We start from the raw sequence: 17,010 nt of genomic DNA, 5'->3' as shown, positions 1-17,010 counted from the left end.
GTGCCCTCCCATGCGCGGCGACCCGTAGGTCGTGTTATTGCGTGTTCTTGCAATCCTCGATGTAAGGATCAACGAGGCTGTCCATTTTCATCCCGTCAGAGCGCAAGCTCCAGGCGCCGTTAGCGTCCGCTGCGACCTCAAGGCCATGGTAATGGTCTATCGGGTAATGATTGCGGCCAAGCTTGTAGCTGCCTCGCACGGAAGCGTAGTCTGCCTTGATCAGGGCTTCACGCACGGCATCGGTGTTGGAAATGTCGCCGCCACTCTGCTCGACCGCAGCCTTGAGATAAGGGATGAGATCATAGGCTGCCGCAGCATAGTTGGATGGCACGCGGTTATATTTGGTCTTGAAGTCAGCAACGAAACGCTTGTTGGCTTCCGTGTCCAGGTCCGGGGACCAGTAATCGGCCGAACGTGTTCCGAGCACCACATCGATATTGGCTTTCTGCAGTTGCGGAAGTGCGATCTGGTCCATCGTGAAGACGCTGTAGAGCTTGACCTTGTCTGCCAGCCCGGATTGCTCGAACTGGCGTGCGAAGATCGATGCACGGCCTGGGTAGAATGCGAACAGTGCATCCGCTCCGGATGCCGAGACCTTCGCGAATTCCGCCGAAAAATCGAGCTGCGGATCGTCACCCCATTTGGTGAAATCGCGACCGACAACCTCGCCCGAAAAGCTGCGCTCAACGCCGGCCGCCATATCCTTGCCCGCCGCGTAGTTGGGAGCCATGACATAGAGTTTCTTGACCTTGCGCTCGTTCATCACCTTTCCAAGGGCGATCGGCACCATGTCGTTCTGGCCGCGCAACGAGAAGAAATTCGGGCTACACAACTTGCCTGCCAGTTCAGACGGCCCCGCATTCGTACTGATGAGAAACTTGCCTGAATCCAGAACCGACTTTCGAGCCGCCATCAGGACGTTCGACCAGATAAAGCCCGAGACGACATCAACCTCGTCCTGCCGCAAGAGTTTCTCGGCCTTCTGTCGACCGAGCTCCGGCTTGAGGCCATCGTCCTCGAAAATTACCTTGATGGGTCGCCCACCAATGGTTCCGCCAACATGCTCGACGGCGAGGTTGACGGCATCGACCATATCGTTGCCGATGCTGGCCGCGGGTGTCGTCAAGGTGGTGATGAACCCAATCTTGACGGGCTCGTCTGCGGCAAAAGCCGACGCTCCGCTCGCAAGCAATGCGAAACCGGCTGCGGTCATCGTTCGTCTCATAGTCTCCTCCCTAGAGAAACGATCAAAATGTCATTCGTTGTCCGGCTGACGCGCGGGCGCAGCCGTCTGGAAGGCGTCAAGCCGTTCCAGTTCCTCTCCTATTCTCGTGATCTGTGGATAGGGTGTCATATCGACACCGAACCGCTTGTTGTTGGTCAATTGTGCAGCAAGGCAGATATCGGCAAGCGAAACTGTATCGCCATGGCAGAAGCGGCCAGTGCCCGGCTCGTTCGCAAGCCGCTGCTCCATTGCGTCGAATGCCTCCGTCACCCAATGCCTGAACCATGTGGCCTGAGCCTCCTCGCCAGCTCCGAAGTGTTCTTTCAGATAGCCGAGGACCCGTAGATTGTTGATTGGATGAATATCCAGGGCAACGATCTGCGACAGGCTGCGGACGCGCTGCCGCCCGGCCGGATCGGCGGGCAGAAGCGGCGGCTCCGGAATGATCTCGTCAAGATATTCGATGATCGCCAGCGACTGGGTTATGATCTCCCCGTCGCTCCAGGTAAGCGCCGGAACGAGCCCCTGCGGATTGAGCTTCAGGAACCGCTCCGAGCGCTGGTCGCCCTTGCGCAGATGAAATGCCTCGTAGTCGTAGTCGACACCTTTCATCGCCAGCGCGATCCGCACCCGGTAGGATGTCGAACTGCGATAGTAATTGTGCAGAACCGGTCGGCTCATGCCGCATTCTCCCGGCGGTTCGCGGGTGATGCCGCTTCGAGGATATTGATTTCAATCTCGCCAAGGCCGTCGATTCCGCCGGTCACCTTGTCTCCGGCAACAATTGCCCCAACACCCGCCGGCGTCCCCGTCATGATGAGGTCGCCGCGTTTCAGGGACATCGATTGCGAGAGGATCGAAATGATTTCGGGAACGTCCCAGATCAGTTCAGCCACGTCGGCGTCCTGGCGGATGGTCCCGTTGACGGCAAGCCAGATCCGGCCCTTATCGACATGGCCGACCTCTGAGACACGCTTCAGCGGTGCGCAGGGTGCGGAAAGGTCGAACGCCTTGCCCCAGTCCCACGGCCTGCCCTTGTCACGGGCGGAGAGTTGCAGATCGCGCCGCGTCAGATCGATTCCGACGCCGTAACCCCACACGGTATCCAGCGCTTCTTCCTTCGACACTGAGACGCAATCCTTTCCGATCGCGATGACAAGTTCTATTTCATAATGGAAATCACTGGTCTCCGGCGGATAGGGGATCGCGCTGCCGCTGTCCGCGACCGCGTCGGCTGGTTTGGTGAAGAAGAACGGCGGTTCACGGTCGGGATCCTTCCCCATTTCGCGAGCATGGGCGGCGTAATTTCGACCGACGCAGAAGATCCGGCGTACGGGAAAGCGGTTCTGGCTGTCGCTGATCGCGATGGATGCAGGTACCTGTGGTTCGAATTCGAAAGTAGACATCGAGTGTTCCATTCTGTTCATCTTGCAAATCAAGGGTCACTGGCCGAGGAGCGGCGCATGGCAGCGGCGGCTGCCATTCAGTGCGTTTCAATCTGCGAAAGATCGCGTTGCCGCAGCGCCTGTCGGTCGATCTTTCCCGTGCCGGTTTTCGGCAGCTCATCGAGAAAAATGACGGTGCGCGGATACTTGTAGGGAAGAAGAGTTTTCTTGACGTGCTGCTTGAGGGTCTCCGCAAGGCCGGCTCTGTCTTCGTTCTCGCCGTCGATGACGACGAACGCCTGGAGCGTCATGCGCCTGTCGGCCATCTCCACTGCAAGAACTGCGCACTCGCGGACATCCGCATGATCTGCAAGGCAGAGCTCTACCTCAAGTGGATAAACCCATTGTCCCGAAACCTTGACGAATTCATCCGCCCTTCCGAGGAAGTAATAAAATCCGTCGGCGTCACGCTTCATACGATCGGACGTGTAGATCCAGCCATCGGCGCGCATCGTTTCAGCCGTCTTGTCAGGCCGGTTCCAATAGGTGGGCGCGTTTGAATCACCTCGAACCCACAGGATGCCACTCTCGTCATCGGCCACCTCATTGCCGTCGGGATCACGCAGGGAGATCTCGTAGCCAGGCACTTTCAGACCCGCTGCTCCACTGCGACGCGAATGCTTCGTGTTGGAGAGGTAAATATGAAGGACTTCCGTGGAACCCAGTCCCTCGATGATGTCGAGCCCAGAAAGGGAGCGCCATTCTTCAGCGACCTCGTTTGAGAGAACCTCGGCTGCCGACAGGCACAATTTCAGGCTTGTGAGGTCAGCAGTCCCCGCTTCCGGCGAATTGGTCAGCGCGGTGTACAAGGTCGGCAGCCCAAAGAAATGCGTCGGGCGATAGTCACGTATCGCATCGAAAACGACCTTCGGTTTCGGCTGGCCAGCAACCAGAACGCTGGTCGCCCCGACAGAGAACGGAAACGTCAGCGAGTTGCCAAGACCGTAGGCGAAGAAAATCTTCGGCACGGAAAAGCAGATATCGTCCGGCCCCAGTTCCAGGACATGCTTCGAGAATGACGCGGCGGTATATGCCATGTCGTGCTGCAGGTGCACGATACCCTTCGGCCGCCCGGTCGATCCGGACGAATATTGCCAGAACGCCATATCGTCGCGTTTCGTGGGAAACGCCGCCAGTTCAATTGCGGCATTCGCAAGGAAGAATTCCGCATCGCTCACCGCCACCGGACAAAATGAAGGCGGGGCGCCGTTCACGACGACCAGCCGCTCAAGGCTGGTGCCGTTGCAGGCCGTTCCATCGAATTTGTCGGCGAAACCGGCATCCACGAAGGCAATGCGCGCGCTGGAATCTTGAAGATAGAAATTCAGGATGTCCGGCGGTGTCAGTGTGTTGATCAATAGCGGCACGAAGCCCGCGCGGATGGCGCCGAAAAGGATCGCCGGATAGCTGGGCGTATCATCCAGAAACAGCAGGATACGTTCGCCTGGCTCGAAACCGGCAGTGACAAGCGCGTTACCATACTGTGCGGCATCGGCACAGAGCTCTGCATAGGTGCGCGATCCCATAGGCCCGATGACGGCCGGATGATCGCCACGACCACGATCAAGATTGTCGAAAAGTATGGAGCTCGCATTGTACAATTCAGGCAATGCAAAACCGATTTCGTCGCTTCCGGCGGCATTGCGGGGAACGCGATCGGCGATGTTATCGTCCATCCCTGATCTGGGGGGTACCTGCATGTTCATTTAATCCTCCCTCAGGCCGCCGGGCGAGGACGCGTTGCCTCGTAACGTTCCATAAAAAGCGGAGACATTTTCCACAGCCTGTCGTCATCGATACGACCGGATCTCGTTATGTAGCTGTAGGCAAATTCAACGGGATCGAGCTTCATATGCGTGGGAAAATCGGCGTACCACGCAGCACTGTCGCGGGCTGCGCGAACCAGCTTCTCGACAATCGGGCGGCGATCCGCCTCGTAGGCCTGCAAGGCCTTGCTCAGGTCGCCCGAATGCGCCTCCAGCGACTTGACCAGCGCCAGCACATCTTCGAGCGCAAGACGCGTTCCCGAACCGATGGAGTAATGTGCTGTGTGAAGGGCATCTCCCAGCAACACCATGTTACGGTGCGACCATCGGCCGTTCCAGATCCAGGGAAAATTGCGCCATGTCGACTTGTTGGCAACAAGAGCATGCCCGTCGAGCACGTCTGCAAACATTTCTTCGCAACGAAGCTTCGTCTCATCCGCCGAACAGCGGTCGAAACCGGCCTTGAGCCAGCTGTTGCGATCACACTCCACGATGAAAGTGCTCATCGTTGGAGAATAGCGATAATGATGAGCGTTGAACGTGCCCTTTTCGTTTTCGATAAATGTCTGCGTCAGCGTCTCGAACCGCTTGGTTGTTCCGAACCAGACGAATTTTTCGTCAAGGTACGAGGTCGATGTCTGGAAATCTCCTTCGAATGCCCGCCGGACCAGAGAATTTACGCCATCGGCGGCAACGACAAGATCGTAGCCCAACACGGCGTCAGCCGACTGCACGAATTCGGAAAACCGCAGATCGACACCAGCGCTGCGCGCTTGCTGCGTGAGCAGCAAGATGAGTTCTAGGCGACCGATGGCGGAAAACCCCACTCCGTCAAGCGCAACGGTTTCGTTGCGGTGAACAAGTGTGATGTCCGACCAGGTCTCCATGCGCTCGGTGATGAGATCGGCGGTCAGCGGATCATCCGCACGCAAGAAATCCATCGCTTTTGCGGAGAACACGACACCGAAGCCGAATGTCGCTCCCTCCGGATTTTGCTCGAACAGCGTGACCGCGTCTTCCGGATGCCGGCTCTTCCACAAATATGCAAAGTAAAGCCCACCGGGTCCACCGCCCAGAACAGCAATCTTCCTCATAGGATCCTCCTCCTACATTGCTTTTTGCCAACTTACTCAATATTGCATATTACGCAACACATTTTATGAGGCGCAACAAAATGAGTTCTTTCGAAGCAGGTTACGAGGTCGAATGGGGCGACTGCGACGAGGCAGGCATCGTCTTTTATCCGAACTATTTTTATTGGCTCGACAGCACCTTCCAGAAATTCTTGCGCGCCCGCGAACTGGGCCAGAGACAGCTTATGGCGCAGTACGGTGCGGTCACACCTCTCGTTGACGTCGGCCTGAAATTCCGGTCTCCCGTTCGATACGATCAGGCCATTCGTATCCTCGCCGAAATCGACGAATGGGGAGAGCGCAAATTTCGAATCTGCTATAGGATCTTCAACGCAGAGACGTTGGTGGCGGAAGGTCACGAGCAGCGGGCTTGGGCGATAATGGTCGACGGGATTCTCAAAGGTGCGGCCATACCCGAGGACTTCAGGAGGCGGATGGAATGAGCAATTCGGACGATCAGGACATGGGTGGCGCCGGCAATGCGCGGGGTGGTATCCAGGCACTGGATGCCGCGCTCGTAGTTTTGAAAAGTCTCGCGGGTTTCGATGGCCCTGTCGCTCTGGTAGATATTGCCCGAACGGTATCCATGCCTCCGAGCAAGGTGCACCGGTATCTGGCAAGCTTCATCCATGCAGGTTTCGTTCGGCAGGCAGAACGCTCCGGGCGCTACGAACTTGGCCCGATTTCAGCGACACTCGGAATTGCAGCTCTCGGGCGTATCGACATCGTCAATCAGGCATCGGAGCGCCTTTCCGACCTCGCCGAGCAGACCGGCATGACCGTCCTTTTGACCGTTTGGGGCAACCAGGGCGCGACGGTCATCAGGTGGTGCAGGGCACCCAGCCCGATGGTGACGTCGTTCGGGCTTGGAAGCACTCTTCCGTTGCTAACATCATCGAGCGGGCGTGCCTTTCTCGCTTATCTTCCACGCACTGTGATCGCGCCGCGCCTGCGGCTGGAGATCGAGCGGGCCATGGAAGCCGGCCTCTCATGGCCCGATCTGGATCTTACGGAGGCAAGCATCGATCGACTGATCGTTTCGATCCGAAAAGACGGATTTGCATATGTTGATGGCAAATACGTGCCGGGCCTCAGGGCGGTGGCCGCGCCGATATTGAACTGGCAGGGCGAGGCCGAGGCGGCCGTGACGCTGATCAGCACCTCTAATCAGATTTTCGAGGCCGACAATCCAGCCGTAAAGGCGCTGCTGTCGTTTGTTACAGCCGTATCGAGCGCGGCGAAAGTCGATACGGCCGCGCAGTTATAGCCCAAGCTCCCGGCGAGAGCGCTGGGTTGATGCCACTTACCACAAATGCGGAACAGGAACTGTCGGGTCGACGATCACGCCGGCAGCGCCTCTCCCGCTTGCCCAACGTAGCAGATCGTGAAGGCGGCCACGGACTTCAAACTGACCCGCGCCAACGACGATTTCACCCTCGTGGTCGGTCGGCCGCAGCTTGATTGAATACCCCGCCCCTTGCGCGAGATCGCCAGCGTTCTCTTGAAGCAGGCGCCAAGCCATCGGTATCGGAACATCGTAAACCGAAGCGCCGGCGCCCAAATCCATCGCCCGCAGCCATATCTCCCTGGCCCTGAGCCAGGGCGTGTCCGAGACCGCCACTTCGTCCCCGGAAAGCGCTTCGACACGTTGCGCCCAATGCGTCTCGTTCGCATCGCGCCACTCAACGTCAAGATGTATTGCAGAATGCTTGAAAAGGTAACGCAGGGCGTGGTCTGGCAAGGTGGCCCCGAAATCCAGATCCTCGTTTTGCGCCTCGGGCTCCACAAGTTCCTCTTGATGCAGCCCACGCCTCGCCGCGTCTACGATGCGAGCCAGGAACCGTGCATGGTAGCCGACGTAAGCAACGACATGTCGCCTCGTCCAGCCGGGAACCATCGAAGTTCCTGAAAGGTCGTCGGCATTCATTTCATTGAGCCTTCGCGCGAAATAGGCTGTTCCCAGCCGAGCGAGGGCCAGATCACTGGCGGGAGCGAATGGAGAATCATATCGCGCCCCGGATCCCTGTCTTTCGCGCAATGCCTGCCTCGCCGCTTGGTCGATTGAAATACTCATAGCGACACCCCCGGTTCTTAAGCTTGCCGTTCGTCTATCTGGGTTCGCGCGAAATGAAGGCGCTCCATGATTGGCGCGTCGGAAAACCGGAACAGATCGAACTCGCTCTCGGCCTGCAATATCCACTGCACCCACGAGGGAACGACAAACATGTCGCCCTTTTCCAGCCTGTGCTCCTTGCCGTTCAACAGCACCGCTCCCGAGCCTTCGAAAACCTGGAATACCGAAGACCCAACTTCCCGTCGGCCCGGCGTTACGGTCCCGGCGCGCAGCCTGTGGAACTCGGCCCGTATCGTCGGCATGACGTCACCACCGGTGGTGGGATTGACATAGCGGACAGCGGCATGTCCCTGAGCAACGGTTGCCGGTTGCCCCTCCTCCTCGAGAAGCAGTTGTTCCGTCAACGCGCGGTCCGTATGCTCCCATCGATAAGCTCCGATCGGAGACGAAACCGTCGCGGCCAAACCAGATAGAGGGCGCAATCCGGGATGGGACCAGAGGCGCTCACCGCGCGAAAACCTGGGCGTCGCGTAGTCGGTAACCCTTTCTGACCCGAACTCGAAAAACCCGACGTCGTTCTGATAGGAAAACGGAATGTCTAGTCCGTCGATCCAAGCCATGGGTGAGTCAGTGCTGTTGTGGTGTCCGTGAAAATGCCAACCGGGCGTCAAAAGAAAATCGCCGCGGCTCATGCGCACCGGATCTCCATTAACCACCGTCCACACCCCCTCGCCTTCAACGACGAAGCGGAAGGCATTTTGCGCGTGACGGTGCTCTGGCGCCGTTTCCCGCGGACCCAAATATTGTATGGCCGCCCACAGGGTCGGACTTACATAGGCTCGGCCACCAAGTCCCGGATTGGCCAGCCCGATCGCCCGTCGCTCGCCGCCGCGTCCAACCGGCACGAGATCACCCGAGCGTTTGGCTAGCGGATAGAGCCTTGACCACTTCCAGACATGCGGCTCGGCCTTGGGGTTCGGGATAACAGGCATCAGATCGTCGATCTGTGTCCACAGGGGCTTCAGATGTTCCGCTTCGAAGTCAGCGTAGAGCTGCCGCAGTTCCTCCGTGTCATCCGGCACCATCATATTGCTTTTTGCGCCTTCCTGCATGGTCGTTCCTCCTTGAACCGAGCAGCCTCGTCAATGACGTTTTGCGCATAATGCAATCTATTTTATGTTATGCAACATTTTTCCGTAAAGTGAGGCTTGTTTGACTGTCTCCCTCGGCACACTTGCCTTCGTGGTGATGCGCGCTCGCGGTCGGCGTACTGCCGGCCATAATACTTCCAGTGTTACTTCTTGACGGCTTCCAGATCGATGTCGATCGCGATATCCGGGCCGATACCGAAATCGGTCATTTTGGCGATGCCGAAGTCCGTGCCCTTCAGCGAGCCCGACGCGGAAAAACCGGTCTTGATCGTGTTTGCATCCCAGGGAAGCGGTGAGTCAGAGTTCCATGTCACATCCAGAACAACCGGCTTGGTGGTGCCGACCATTGTCAGATCGCCGGTCACCTTGGCAGTCTTTTCGCCAGTCTTCTCGATGGCAGTGCTTTCGAACGTGATCTGCGGGAACTCCTCGGCGTTAAAGAAATCGGGGCTCTTGAGATGCGTGTTGCGCTTTTCATCGTTGGTGTCGACGCTTGCAGCTTCGAGAATAATCTTCACGCTGCTTTTGGTGACGTCGTCCTTATCGAAGGAGATCGTTCCCGAGACGGCCTTGAAAGAACCATGAGCCTTTGCCCAGCCGGCGTGATTGGTCTTGAAACCAACCCATGCGTGGGTCGGATCGATTTCGTAGCTATCGGCTACCAGCGCAGATCCGGCCATAAAGAAACCGGCGACGGTTGCGGCGGTGATGAAGGTAAAGCGTTTCATTCTTCTCTCCTTTTCAGATTACCCATTTCGGGCGGTTTCCCGGAAGACCGGATGGAAGCAGGTTCAAGCTTGTGCGATGACCGCAAGGGCGATGGCGACAATTGCAGGAGCGGCCATCAAGGCACCGGAAATGAGGGGACGCAGGAAGCGAGGCTGGCGTTCGAACCCGACCGACGCGTTGCGGAATAAGATCATCCTCACGGAGGTCGAGATTGCCGAAAGCATGGCAGCCGAAACGCGGGTCGTGCCGAGCGGACGCCTCAAGATCAATGCCCCGGTCAGCTTCGGCATGCACACTTTGTCACCCTGTCTACCCGACTACATGAAATTGCATCCGGAAGTATCGGTGGAACTGACCTTGTCCAACCGTTCGGTCGATCTCATCAATGAAGGATACGACGCCGTTTTTCGTGTCGGTGATCTTTCCGATACCGGCTTGATCGCAAAGCGCCTTGCGCCTTACAGGCTCATTCTTTGCGCGGCACCATCGTACCTGCGGGAACATCCGCCGGTCACCTGCCCATCGGATCTGACGCAGCACGAATGCCTCGGCTTTTCACACACGGCGCTTCGCACACATTGGACCTTTTATGGCCCGAATGGTCTTGAATCCGTACCTGTATCAGGACGACTGGTGGTCGATCATGGCGAGCCCTTGCTGTTCGCCGCGCTCGCCGGGCTCGGCATCATGTTACAGCCCCTGGAAATTGTGCGCGAGCACCTGTCCGACGGGCGATTGCTCGCACTCTTGAGCAATTACACGGTTCCGCCTCGCCCGATGCATATCCTATATGCACCTGATCGCCGTCTCACGCCCAAGCTTAGGAGTTTTCTCGATTTTGCGGGAGCACGGTTTTCAAATGAAAGATAGATAGCGAGCTCTGCGACCTTCACTTTTGCCGCCATGCAGTGCAGCCGGAATGTCAGTACCTTGCCGTCATCTGTCCTTCGAAGGTAGCACGAACGCCGCTCACGAACATCTCGTGTTGACACTGCTGCAACGAGAAAAAACGGGGTAACGAACCAAGTGCCTTCGTAAATCTCGCTACGTCATGGCGGTCGGAAGTAAGTGATCATGTCACTCGCCAGACGAAACTTCGAGCGGATACTCAACGTAGGCGAATTGGCGACTGTCAGGCGCCCAGCTGTTGACATTGATTGTGCCCTGCCCTCCGAGGAACGCTGCCAGATCACGCATGGCGCCACCCTCTGGTGTCATGAAACGCAAAATGACGTCCTTGTTTGCCGGGTGGCCGAGCGTGCCGACAGGGTAGCTGAGATAGACGATCTTTGCTCCATCTGGCGAGATATGCGGAAACCAGTTCACGCGCTCGTCAAACGTCAATTGCTGCAAGCCTGTCCCATCTGTCAGCATTCGAAACACCTGGGCATGCCCCGGTACGGATGCTGCCATCTCGGAGTTGAAGTAGATCCATCGACCGTCCGGAGAATATTCCGGACCGTCATTCGGTGCCGCGACATCGGTGAGCCGTATGTCAGCGCCGCCACTTGCCGGGATCGTGAAAATATTGCGGCGTGCCTGCGCGCCCGTCCCCTCGATGGCAACATAGGCGAGCATCGTCTCGTCCGGCGCAACGCCGTGCAGGAAGTAGAGGAAGGGCGTATCGTGCTGGTTGGAGACCCTGAGCGGCTCACCTCCCGACATCGGCACCTTATAAAGGTGGCCGTCATTGGAACTGACGTAGATGGATTGTCCATCGGGAGAAAGAACGTGATCATTGTTTAGATCGGCCAGTTCGCCCGTCACTACGAGACCGACGAGAACGCCATCGACACCCACTTTCCATAACTGGCCACCGGCATTGATGATCAGGTGTTTTCCGTCAGGCGTCCAGTTCGGTGCCTCGAAGAGGTGCTCGCTGCTGAATATCTCACGTCTCTCGCCGCTATCCACATCGAAAATCGTCAGGACCGATCTTTGGCCCTCGAGCAACTTTCTGCCGTAATTCCGAACATTGAAGCCGGACATTTGTCCCATATTATTCATGTCGTCAGATCTCCCAGGTCGCCAGGAATGAATGACTTCTTCCAAGGATCATTGCTGGCAAACCACGCGCTGCAACGGGGCGGCGCGCGGCAATGAAGGTGGCGTCTCAGCGACTATGCGTGGTGCTCACACCAACACGTTTTCGTCTCGGCCTTTCGGCAAGGCTTCGGGACGTGCGCAGGAACTTTTCAACAGCACGTGTTGCTTGGTCTTTGCCGATTTCTCCAGAGATTCGAGAATTTCCAGAACGTGATAGGCAAGCTCTCCGCTGGCGCGGTGGGCACGACCGGTACGCAACGCAACAGCCATGTCGGCAAGACCGGCGGCACGGTAGTCCGCAACGTCGAGCCCGAATATCGTCGTACGGTTTGTCTCCCCGAAGGCGAACTCCGAAATCGATACCGGCTCCCACGCTCCTCCCTTGTTCGTAAATTCCGGCGTTCCCCCGAAATAGTTCGGATCCGGGTTCTGAAGGCTACCTTCGCTCCCGTAGATCTCGAACTTCGGTCGCTTCGACGCCCATATGTCCCAGGACATCGTCAGTGCAACATTGGCGCCTGATGCAAACAGCAGGCTACCGTTAATCGTCGTTGGGACGGCGACGTCGAAGACTGTGCCATTAAGTTTTTCGCTGGTGATCGTCCGTTTTTCAAAGGGCGTGGTGGTGATGGCCGAGACGGCTTCGACCGGACCTAGCAGATTGACGAGCTGCGTCAGATAATACGGTCCGACATCGGCGTGGGGGCCGCCGCCAGGCTGGTAGAAGAAGCGGGGATCCGGATGCCAATGCTCCATACCACGCGATGCGATGGTCACGCTTCCCCCGACCACGGCCCCGATCAGACCACTGTCGATCGCAAGTCGGGCCGCCTGATGGGATGCGCCAAAGAAGGTGTCTGGCGCACAACCGACCCTCAGCCCCTTTTCATGGGCCTTGGCGATCACGGCATCGGCTTCTTTCAGTGACGCCGCCAACGGCTTTTCGGAATAGGCATGCTTGCGCGCGTCGAGGATATCGAGATCGACCTTGGCATGCACGGCCGGGATGGTCAGGTTCACGACGATCTCGATATCGCGGTCGGCCAGAAGCTGGTCGATGGTTACAGCCTCGCAGCCGTAAGCGCTCGCCTTTTCCTGCGCCGCCTCGTGACGCAGATCGGCGACCGCCTTGACTTTGATAAGGCGTGAGCGCGCTGCTCCCTTTAGATAAGCATCGCTTATGACGCCACAGCCGATAATGCCGATGATCACAGGTTCCATTAAAGTGTCCTTGCAATGTTTGTTAGCGGGAGAGGCAAGCGCCCTTCGGTTTTCAGATCTGCTGTTGCGCCAGAAGGCAGCGGGTGATGAGCCTGTGATCTTCGACATCAGGCAGGCCACTCACGGCAACCGATCCTGCAAGCGTACCGCCTTTCAGGATGAGGGGGACACCGCCGCCGCTCGCCACGTAGTCCTGGGGCGCGAGCCGGAAACGTGTATTGAAGTCATAGCCCTTTTTCTCTGCTTCGAGACGCATCGAAAGCGAGCTGCGATGGAAACGATGCGCGACAGCGGCCTTGCGCCGGGTCCAGTCGAAATTGTCGATGGTTGCACCGGGGCATAATGTCGAGAAAACCACATCGTCGCCGTGTCGGATCTGGATCGCCACCGGAGCATTTTCCGATATGGCCAAGGCGTGCAGCCGCGTGCCAAGCTCCCATGCCCAAGCATAGTCGAAGCGGGTGATCTCGAGCTTTGTCTGTTCTGCCGCGAGACCTTCGAGCGTTATTGCATTCTCATTCATTTTTCGACTCCAGTCGTACAGGCACCCGCGGTTCCCCGGCGGGTGCGTTTTGGTCAGTTGGTTACGCCTCGGCGCAAAGCTTTTCGATATCGCTCAGTTCGATCGGCACGCCGGGGAAATCGGCAACCGTCCCCAGCGGGATGCCGCGGACGGAGCCGCTCGTCCCTTGGTCCGAAAGCAGGTCACCGATACGTCCCTTGACGCCGCCACGCTCATCGAAAATGGCACGCAGCTTCGGGCCGAGTTCAGGATGATCGAGCCATTCGCCAAGTGTCGACCACGCATTCAAGGTGATGACCAGAGGTTCCCCTGGAATCTCCACCCTACTCGCCAGCCGCAAGTCTCGCGACGAAGATCCGACGTTCACGGTGATCTCGCCGCCGCAATACAGCCAGGAGCGAGTTACCGGGTGCCAGTGCTGCAACTGCTCGCGTGATACGGCAATGGTCACCGTTGCGGCTTCATCCGGTGCAAGGCGAAGCTTCGACCAGCCTCGCAATTCTCTCGGCGCCGTGACAAGCATGCCGGCGTGATCTTGGACGTAAAGCTGCACTACCTCGCTGCCGGCACGGGCGCCCGTATTTCTGACCGTGACCGATGCCTCGAATGCGATGTCGTCCGAGAGTGGACGCACGGCGACCTTAAGGTCGAAATACGAGAAGGTCGTGTAGGACAAGCCATGGCCAAACGGATAGTCGACAGCGACTTCGCGTGCGTCATAGTAACGATATCCGACATGGATGCCTTCACCATAGGTGACGTTCCCAAGCTCACCGGGGAAGTTGAGATAGGAAGGCGTATCCTGAAGCCGCAGCGGAATGGTTTCAGCCAGCTTGCCGCTCGGGTTGACGTCGCCGAACAAAACGTCCGCGATTGCCTCGCCATGAGCCTGCCCGGTAAGCCAGAACTCGACGATCGCAGAAATGCTGTCGCGCCAGGATGCCGTCGTGACTGCGGAGCCGTTGTTCATGGCGACGACCGTCGTCGTTCCATTGTCCTTGAGCGCATCGAGCAACGCGATCTGGTCCGGAGGCAGATCAATATTGCTGCGGTCCGCACCTTCGGCTTCGTATTCACCGGGAAGTCCAAGGAACAGGATGACAACATCCGATTTTTTGGCAAGAGCAACGGCATCGGCAATCATCGCTACGGTATCAGTCCCCTTGGAAAGCGCATAACCGGCAGCAAATTCGACCGTCGCTCCTGCGGCGGCTGCCCGGTCGGACAATGCGGAAAGACCACTGACAAGCTTGTAAGGGTTGACGTGCGAGCTCCCGGCACCCTGATAACGGGGCGCCTTGGCGAGCGCGCCGATAACGCCGATACGCAGCCCCTGCGAAAGGGAAAGCGGGAGAGCGCCATCGTTTGTCAAAAGCACCGCGGATTCTGCTGCTGCCCTCCGCGCGAGAGCATGGTGTGCTTCGTAGTCGGCTGCTTCTGCGGAGTCTTCATGCGCCGTCCGTTCGGCAAGCAGACGCATCCGCTCCAGTGTCGTCAAAAGCGTGTCGTGGCTCAACTGGCCTTTCTCGAAGGCTTCACGGATGCGCCCGTCCTTCTGCTGGCCGGGCATGCGAAGATCCAGGCCAGCCGCCAAGGCAGCGACCGGATCACGTACCGCACCCCAGTCCGAAACGACGATCCCGTCAAATCCCCATTCACCGCGCAGGATTTCGGTCAAAATCCATGGGTTTTCGGAAACATGCAATCCATTGATGCGGTTGTAGGAAGACATAACCGACCAGGCCGTGGATTCCCGCAACGCGATCTGGAACGCACGCAAATAGATCTCACGCAACGAGCGTTCATCAATATTGACGCTGACGCGAAGACGGTCGGTCTCCTGATTGTTGGCGACATAATGCTTGAGGCAGGCTGCCACACCTTTGTTTTGAATTCCCCGAGCCGAAGCCCCCGCGAGTTTACCCGCAAGGAAAGGGTCCTCGGAGAAGTATTCGAAATTGCGGCCGCAAAGCGGACTTCTCTTGATGTTCAGTCCGGGCCCAAGCAACATGTCCACACCGGCCGCGCGCGCCTCGCGTCCAAGCGCCTCACCAATTGTTTCGACAAGCTTCTCGTCCCAGGAAGACGCCAGGGTCACGGCCGGCGGAAAGCAGGTTGCAGGCGCACTCCGTTCCAAACCGAGATGGTCAGGGTTCTCGTCGTCCTGGACGCGTAGCCCGTGCGGACCGTCGGCGAGCCTGATCGAACGGATGCCGTTCTCTTTCGCCTCGACCGTCGTCCAGTAATTTGCGCCGGTTGTAAGCCTGATCGCCTCATCCAGTGACACGGTGACCTCGTTCCTGGGTCCGACATTGCTATTCATTTTGCACCTTTGATCATTTGGATGAAGATTGCGCTGACCATCGCGAGGCCGGCTGCGAAGAGATAGAGTGAGGTGTAGTTTCCTTTTCCACCTTCCGACCCGACCATAAGCAGGAGTGGCGCAAGTATCGGCGCCAGTGTCTGAGGGATTGTGCTTGAAAGATTGAACACGCCCATGCCCTTCCCGGCAGACCGGTCACGATCAGGCAGAACTTCTGCCACCAGAGCATAATCGACGCCAAGATACAGGCCATTCCCAAGTCCGGCGATCACAATGCCGACCAGGAACATCTCCGCGCTCTGCGAGAATGCGACGACCACCATGGCGATGACGAACAGAACAGAAGCCAGGAGAATGAACGGCTTACGCTGGCCAAAATAGTCCGACAGCCAGCCACCGCCGATGCTAGATATCGCAATCGCCACAGCCAGCACGAACATTGCGATCGTCAGGATGGGGGCGACCGTCTTTGTGGTGTAACCAAGATGGTCGATCAGAAAATAGGTCTTGTACGTCGTCAGCAGGTAAAGCGATGTCCAGGCAAGCAGGCGCCCCAACCACACCAATCCGAAATCGCGATTGGCGAAAGGATTGATCCAGAGAGCTCCAAAGACACTCGCAAGCGAGATACCGGTATCGTCCCTGACACTTTGTGTTTCCTTTAAAGTAAGAAGAAATGGCAAAGCAAGGATTGCGCCAAGCAGAACTGGCCACATGAACATGCCGACGCCTTCCGTTCCAAAAAGCTGGATCAGAAAAACGCCACCGACGACGGCGACCTGCCCCGTCATCCCCATGAGACCAGATACGCGACCGCGCAGTTTCGCCGGGATTCTTTCCGGGAGTATTGCAAACACGGACGAGGTCGCCGCATTGAATCCCGCCTGAGCAAGGAACCACCCAAGCGCGATCATCGGTATCGTGGTGGAGACGGAGATCAGGTAGATGGCCAGCGATCCGGCGATGAAGCCGCCAAATAGGAATGGTTTGCGCTGTCCCCAACGGGAGGTCGAGCGATCGCTCAGCATTCCAAAGATGGGATTGGCGATGAGCGCTGCGGCGGCCCCCAGACTGGAAACAAGCGCGAATGACGCAGCCTTGCCGTCAGGATCGATCTGACCGACCCGGAGCGCCAGCGTCACCGACGCCGGCGTAATGAGTGCAACGTAAATTCCTATGATCGCAGCGATGTAACGAAATACGAATAGCCCATCGATCTGCTGCCCTGTCTCTCTCACATGGCGATCTGGCGTGCTTTCGATGGTGGAATCGGCCGTATTGACGGACTGTAGCATCTACCCCTCCTCCAAGGTGATAATGTGCAACTTGTTCAACCGCCGGCAACATACAGGCCGGTTGACCTGCCTCTTTCTA

Annotated in this window: 16 protein-coding genes; 3 read left to right on the top strand and 13 right to left on the bottom strand. The window is 57.8% G+C overall.

Annotation, left to right across the window (positions count from 1 at the left end; translation table 11 throughout):
- Nucleotides 1–34: 34 nt before the first annotated feature.
- From G6L97_RS23770 to G6L97_RS23750, 5 genes are all read right to left on the bottom strand, one after another.
- Nucleotides 35–1,225 carry an ABC transporter substrate-binding protein gene (locus G6L97_RS23770; RefSeq protein ID WP_211390061.1) on the bottom strand — a complete coding sequence of 397 codons (1,191 nt, stop codon included), beginning with the start codon at nucleotides 1,223–1,225 and terminating at the stop codon, nucleotides 35–37.
- 30 nt (nucleotides 1,226–1,255) lie between these two features.
- Nucleotides 1,256–1,906 carry a maleylacetoacetate isomerase gene (gene maiA, locus G6L97_RS23765; RefSeq protein ID WP_065705975.1) on the bottom strand — a complete coding sequence of 217 codons (651 nt, stop codon included), beginning with the start codon at nucleotides 1,904–1,906 and terminating at the stop codon, nucleotides 1,256–1,258.
- Nucleotides 1,903–2,631 carry a fumarylacetoacetate hydrolase family protein gene (locus G6L97_RS23760; RefSeq protein WP_065705974.1) on the bottom strand — a complete coding sequence of 243 codons (729 nt, stop codon included), beginning with the start codon at nucleotides 2,629–2,631 and terminating at the stop codon, nucleotides 1,903–1,905. The genes maiA and G6L97_RS23760 overlap by 4 nt, the downstream gene beginning before the upstream one ends.
- A 77-nt stretch (nucleotides 2,632–2,708) precedes the next feature.
- Entirely contained in the window at nucleotides 2,709–4,346 is a 1,638-nt protein-coding gene (locus tag G6L97_RS23755) for a benzoate-CoA ligase family protein (RefSeq protein ID WP_141194289.1), read from the bottom strand.
- Nucleotides 4,347–4,387: 41 nt separating this feature from the next.
- A complete protein-coding gene (locus G6L97_RS23750) occupies nucleotides 4,388–5,530 on the bottom strand; it encodes an FAD-dependent monooxygenase (protein WP_065705971.1) in 1,143 nt (380 codons plus the stop codon).
- A gap of 80 nt (nucleotides 5,531–5,610) precedes the next feature.
- Here G6L97_RS23750 and G6L97_RS23745 point away from each other — a divergent pair, with 80 nt between their 5' ends.
- Both G6L97_RS23745 and G6L97_RS23740 read left to right on the top strand, forming a co-directional pair.
- Nucleotides 5,611–6,012, top strand: a complete 402-nt coding sequence (locus G6L97_RS23745) for an acyl-CoA thioesterase (RefSeq protein WP_065706123.1) — start codon at nucleotides 5,611–5,613, stop codon at nucleotides 6,010–6,012.
- Nucleotides 6,009–6,836 (top strand): IclR family transcriptional regulator, encoded by an 828-nt coding sequence (locus G6L97_RS23740; protein WP_065705969.1) that lies wholly within the window; start codon nucleotides 6,009–6,011, stop codon nucleotides 6,834–6,836. Before G6L97_RS23745 ends, G6L97_RS23740 begins: the two co-directional genes overlap by 4 nt.
- Nucleotides 6,837–6,872: 36 nt before the next feature.
- Here the strand turns inward: G6L97_RS23740 and G6L97_RS23735 are convergent, their stop codons facing one another.
- The 3 genes from G6L97_RS23735 to G6L97_RS23725 all read right to left on the bottom strand — a co-directional run bounded on the left by G6L97_RS23735 (nucleotide 6,873) and on the right by G6L97_RS23725 (nucleotide 9,522).
- The gene (locus G6L97_RS23735; protein WP_236762740.1) at nucleotides 6,873–7,496 is read right to left on the bottom strand and encodes a maleylpyruvate isomerase N-terminal domain-containing protein; all 624 of its coding nucleotides are present in this window, start codon (nucleotides 7,494–7,496) and stop codon (nucleotides 6,873–6,875) included.
- 164 nt (nucleotides 7,497–7,660) lie between these two features.
- On the bottom strand, nucleotides 7,661–8,755 hold the full coding sequence (locus tag G6L97_RS23730) for a cupin domain-containing protein (RefSeq protein WP_065705965.1): 1,095 nt from the start codon (nucleotides 8,753–8,755) through the stop codon (nucleotides 7,661–7,663).
- Nucleotides 8,756–8,937: 182 nt separating this feature from the next.
- Nucleotides 8,938–9,522: a YceI family protein gene (locus G6L97_RS23725; RefSeq protein WP_065705962.1), complete on the bottom strand. Its 585-nt coding sequence runs from the start codon at nucleotides 9,520–9,522 to the stop codon at nucleotides 8,938–8,940.
- Between the two features lie 130 nt (nucleotides 9,523–9,652).
- Between G6L97_RS23725 and G6L97_RS23720 the strand changes: the two genes are divergently transcribed.
- Nucleotides 9,653–10,393, top strand: a complete 741-nt coding sequence (locus G6L97_RS23720) for a LysR substrate-binding domain-containing protein (RefSeq protein ID WP_246662367.1) — start codon at nucleotides 9,653–9,655, stop codon at nucleotides 10,391–10,393.
- Between the two features lie 207 nt (nucleotides 10,394–10,600).
- Here the strand turns inward: G6L97_RS23720 and G6L97_RS23715 are convergent, their stop codons facing one another.
- From G6L97_RS23715 to G6L97_RS23695, 5 genes are all read right to left on the bottom strand, one after another.
- Nucleotides 10,601–11,530, bottom strand: a complete 930-nt coding sequence (locus G6L97_RS23715) for a TolB family protein (protein ID WP_236762742.1) — start codon at nucleotides 11,528–11,530, stop codon at nucleotides 10,601–10,603.
- Nucleotides 11,531–11,656: 126 nt separating this feature from the next.
- Nucleotides 11,657–12,790: a Gfo/Idh/MocA family protein gene (locus G6L97_RS23710; RefSeq protein WP_065705958.1), complete on the bottom strand. Its 1,134-nt coding sequence runs from the start codon at nucleotides 12,788–12,790 to the stop codon at nucleotides 11,657–11,659.
- Nucleotides 12,791–12,842: 52 nt separating this feature from the next.
- On the bottom strand, nucleotides 12,843–13,313 hold the full coding sequence (locus tag G6L97_RS23705; protein ID WP_065705956.1) for a heme-degrading domain-containing protein: 471 nt from the start codon (nucleotides 13,311–13,313) through the stop codon (nucleotides 12,843–12,845).
- A gap of 61 nt (nucleotides 13,314–13,374) precedes the next feature.
- Nucleotides 13,375–15,636, bottom strand: a complete 2,262-nt coding sequence (locus G6L97_RS23700) for a glycoside hydrolase family 3 C-terminal domain-containing protein (RefSeq protein WP_174003967.1) — start codon at nucleotides 15,634–15,636, stop codon at nucleotides 13,375–13,377.
- The gene (locus G6L97_RS23695; protein WP_065705951.1) at nucleotides 15,633–16,931 is read right to left on the bottom strand and encodes an MFS transporter; all 1,299 of its coding nucleotides are present in this window, start codon (nucleotides 16,929–16,931) and stop codon (nucleotides 15,633–15,635) included. Before G6L97_RS23695 ends, G6L97_RS23700 begins: the two co-directional genes overlap by 4 nt.
- Between the last annotated feature and the right edge of the window lie 79 nt (nucleotides 16,932–17,010).

This window comes from Agrobacterium tumefaciens (assembly GCF_013318015.2).
Taxonomy (GTDB): Bacteria; Pseudomonadota; Alphaproteobacteria; order Rhizobiales; family Rhizobiaceae; genus Agrobacterium; species Agrobacterium tumefaciens.
This window is presented reverse-complemented; position numbering and strand designations above follow the sequence as displayed.

Coding starts and splice junctions, on each gene's coding strand:
- G6L97_RS23740 (WP_065705969.1), top strand. CDS start 6,009: ATGAGCAATTCGGACGATCAGGACATGGGTGGCGCCGGCAATGCGCGG.
- G6L97_RS23710 (WP_065705958.1), bottom strand. CDS start 12,790: ATGGAACCTGTGATCATCGGCATTATCGGCTGTGGCGTCATAAGCGAT.
- G6L97_RS23720 (WP_246662367.1), top strand. CDS start 9,653: ATGAGGGGACGCAGGAAGCGAGGCTGGCGTTCGAACCCGACCGACGCG.
- maiA (WP_065705975.1), bottom strand. CDS start 1,906: ATGAGCCGACCGGTTCTGCACAATTACTATCGCAGTTCGACATCCTAC.
- G6L97_RS23725 (WP_065705962.1), bottom strand. CDS start 9,522: ATGAAACGCTTTACCTTCATCACCGCCGCAACCGTCGCCGGTTTCTTT.
- G6L97_RS23755 (WP_141194289.1), bottom strand. CDS start 4,346: ATGGACGATAACATCGCCGATCGCGTTCCCCGCAATGCCGCCGGAAGC.
- G6L97_RS23745 (WP_065706123.1), top strand. CDS start 5,611: ATGAGTTCTTTCGAAGCAGGTTACGAGGTCGAATGGGGCGACTGCGAC.
- G6L97_RS23770 (WP_211390061.1), bottom strand. CDS start 1,225: ATGAGACGAACGATGACCGCAGCCGGTTTCGCATTGCTTGCGAGCGGA.
- G6L97_RS23705 (WP_065705956.1), bottom strand. CDS start 13,313: ATGAATGAGAATGCAATAACGCTCGAAGGTCTCGCGGCAGAACAGACA.
- G6L97_RS23750 (WP_065705971.1), bottom strand. CDS start 5,530: ATGAGGAAGATTGCTGTTCTGGGCGGTGGACCCGGTGGGCTTTACTTT.
- G6L97_RS23695 (WP_065705951.1), bottom strand. CDS start 16,931: ATGCTACAGTCCGTCAATACGGCCGATTCCACCATCGAAAGCACGCCA.
- G6L97_RS23700 (WP_174003967.1), bottom strand. CDS start 15,636: ATGAATAGCAATGTCGGACCCAGGAACGAGGTCACCGTGTCACTGGAT.
- G6L97_RS23735 (WP_236762740.1), bottom strand. CDS start 7,496: ATGAATGCCGACGACCTTTCAGGAACTTCGATGGTTCCCGGCTGGACG.
- G6L97_RS23715 (WP_236762742.1), bottom strand. CDS start 11,530: ATGAATAATATGGGACAAATGTCCGGCTTCAATGTTCGGAATTACGGC.
- G6L97_RS23730 (WP_065705965.1), bottom strand. CDS start 8,755: ATGCAGGAAGGCGCAAAAAGCAATATGATGGTGCCGGATGACACGGAG.
- G6L97_RS23760 (WP_065705974.1), bottom strand. CDS start 2,631: ATGTCTACTTTCGAATTCGAACCACAGGTACCTGCATCCATCGCGATC.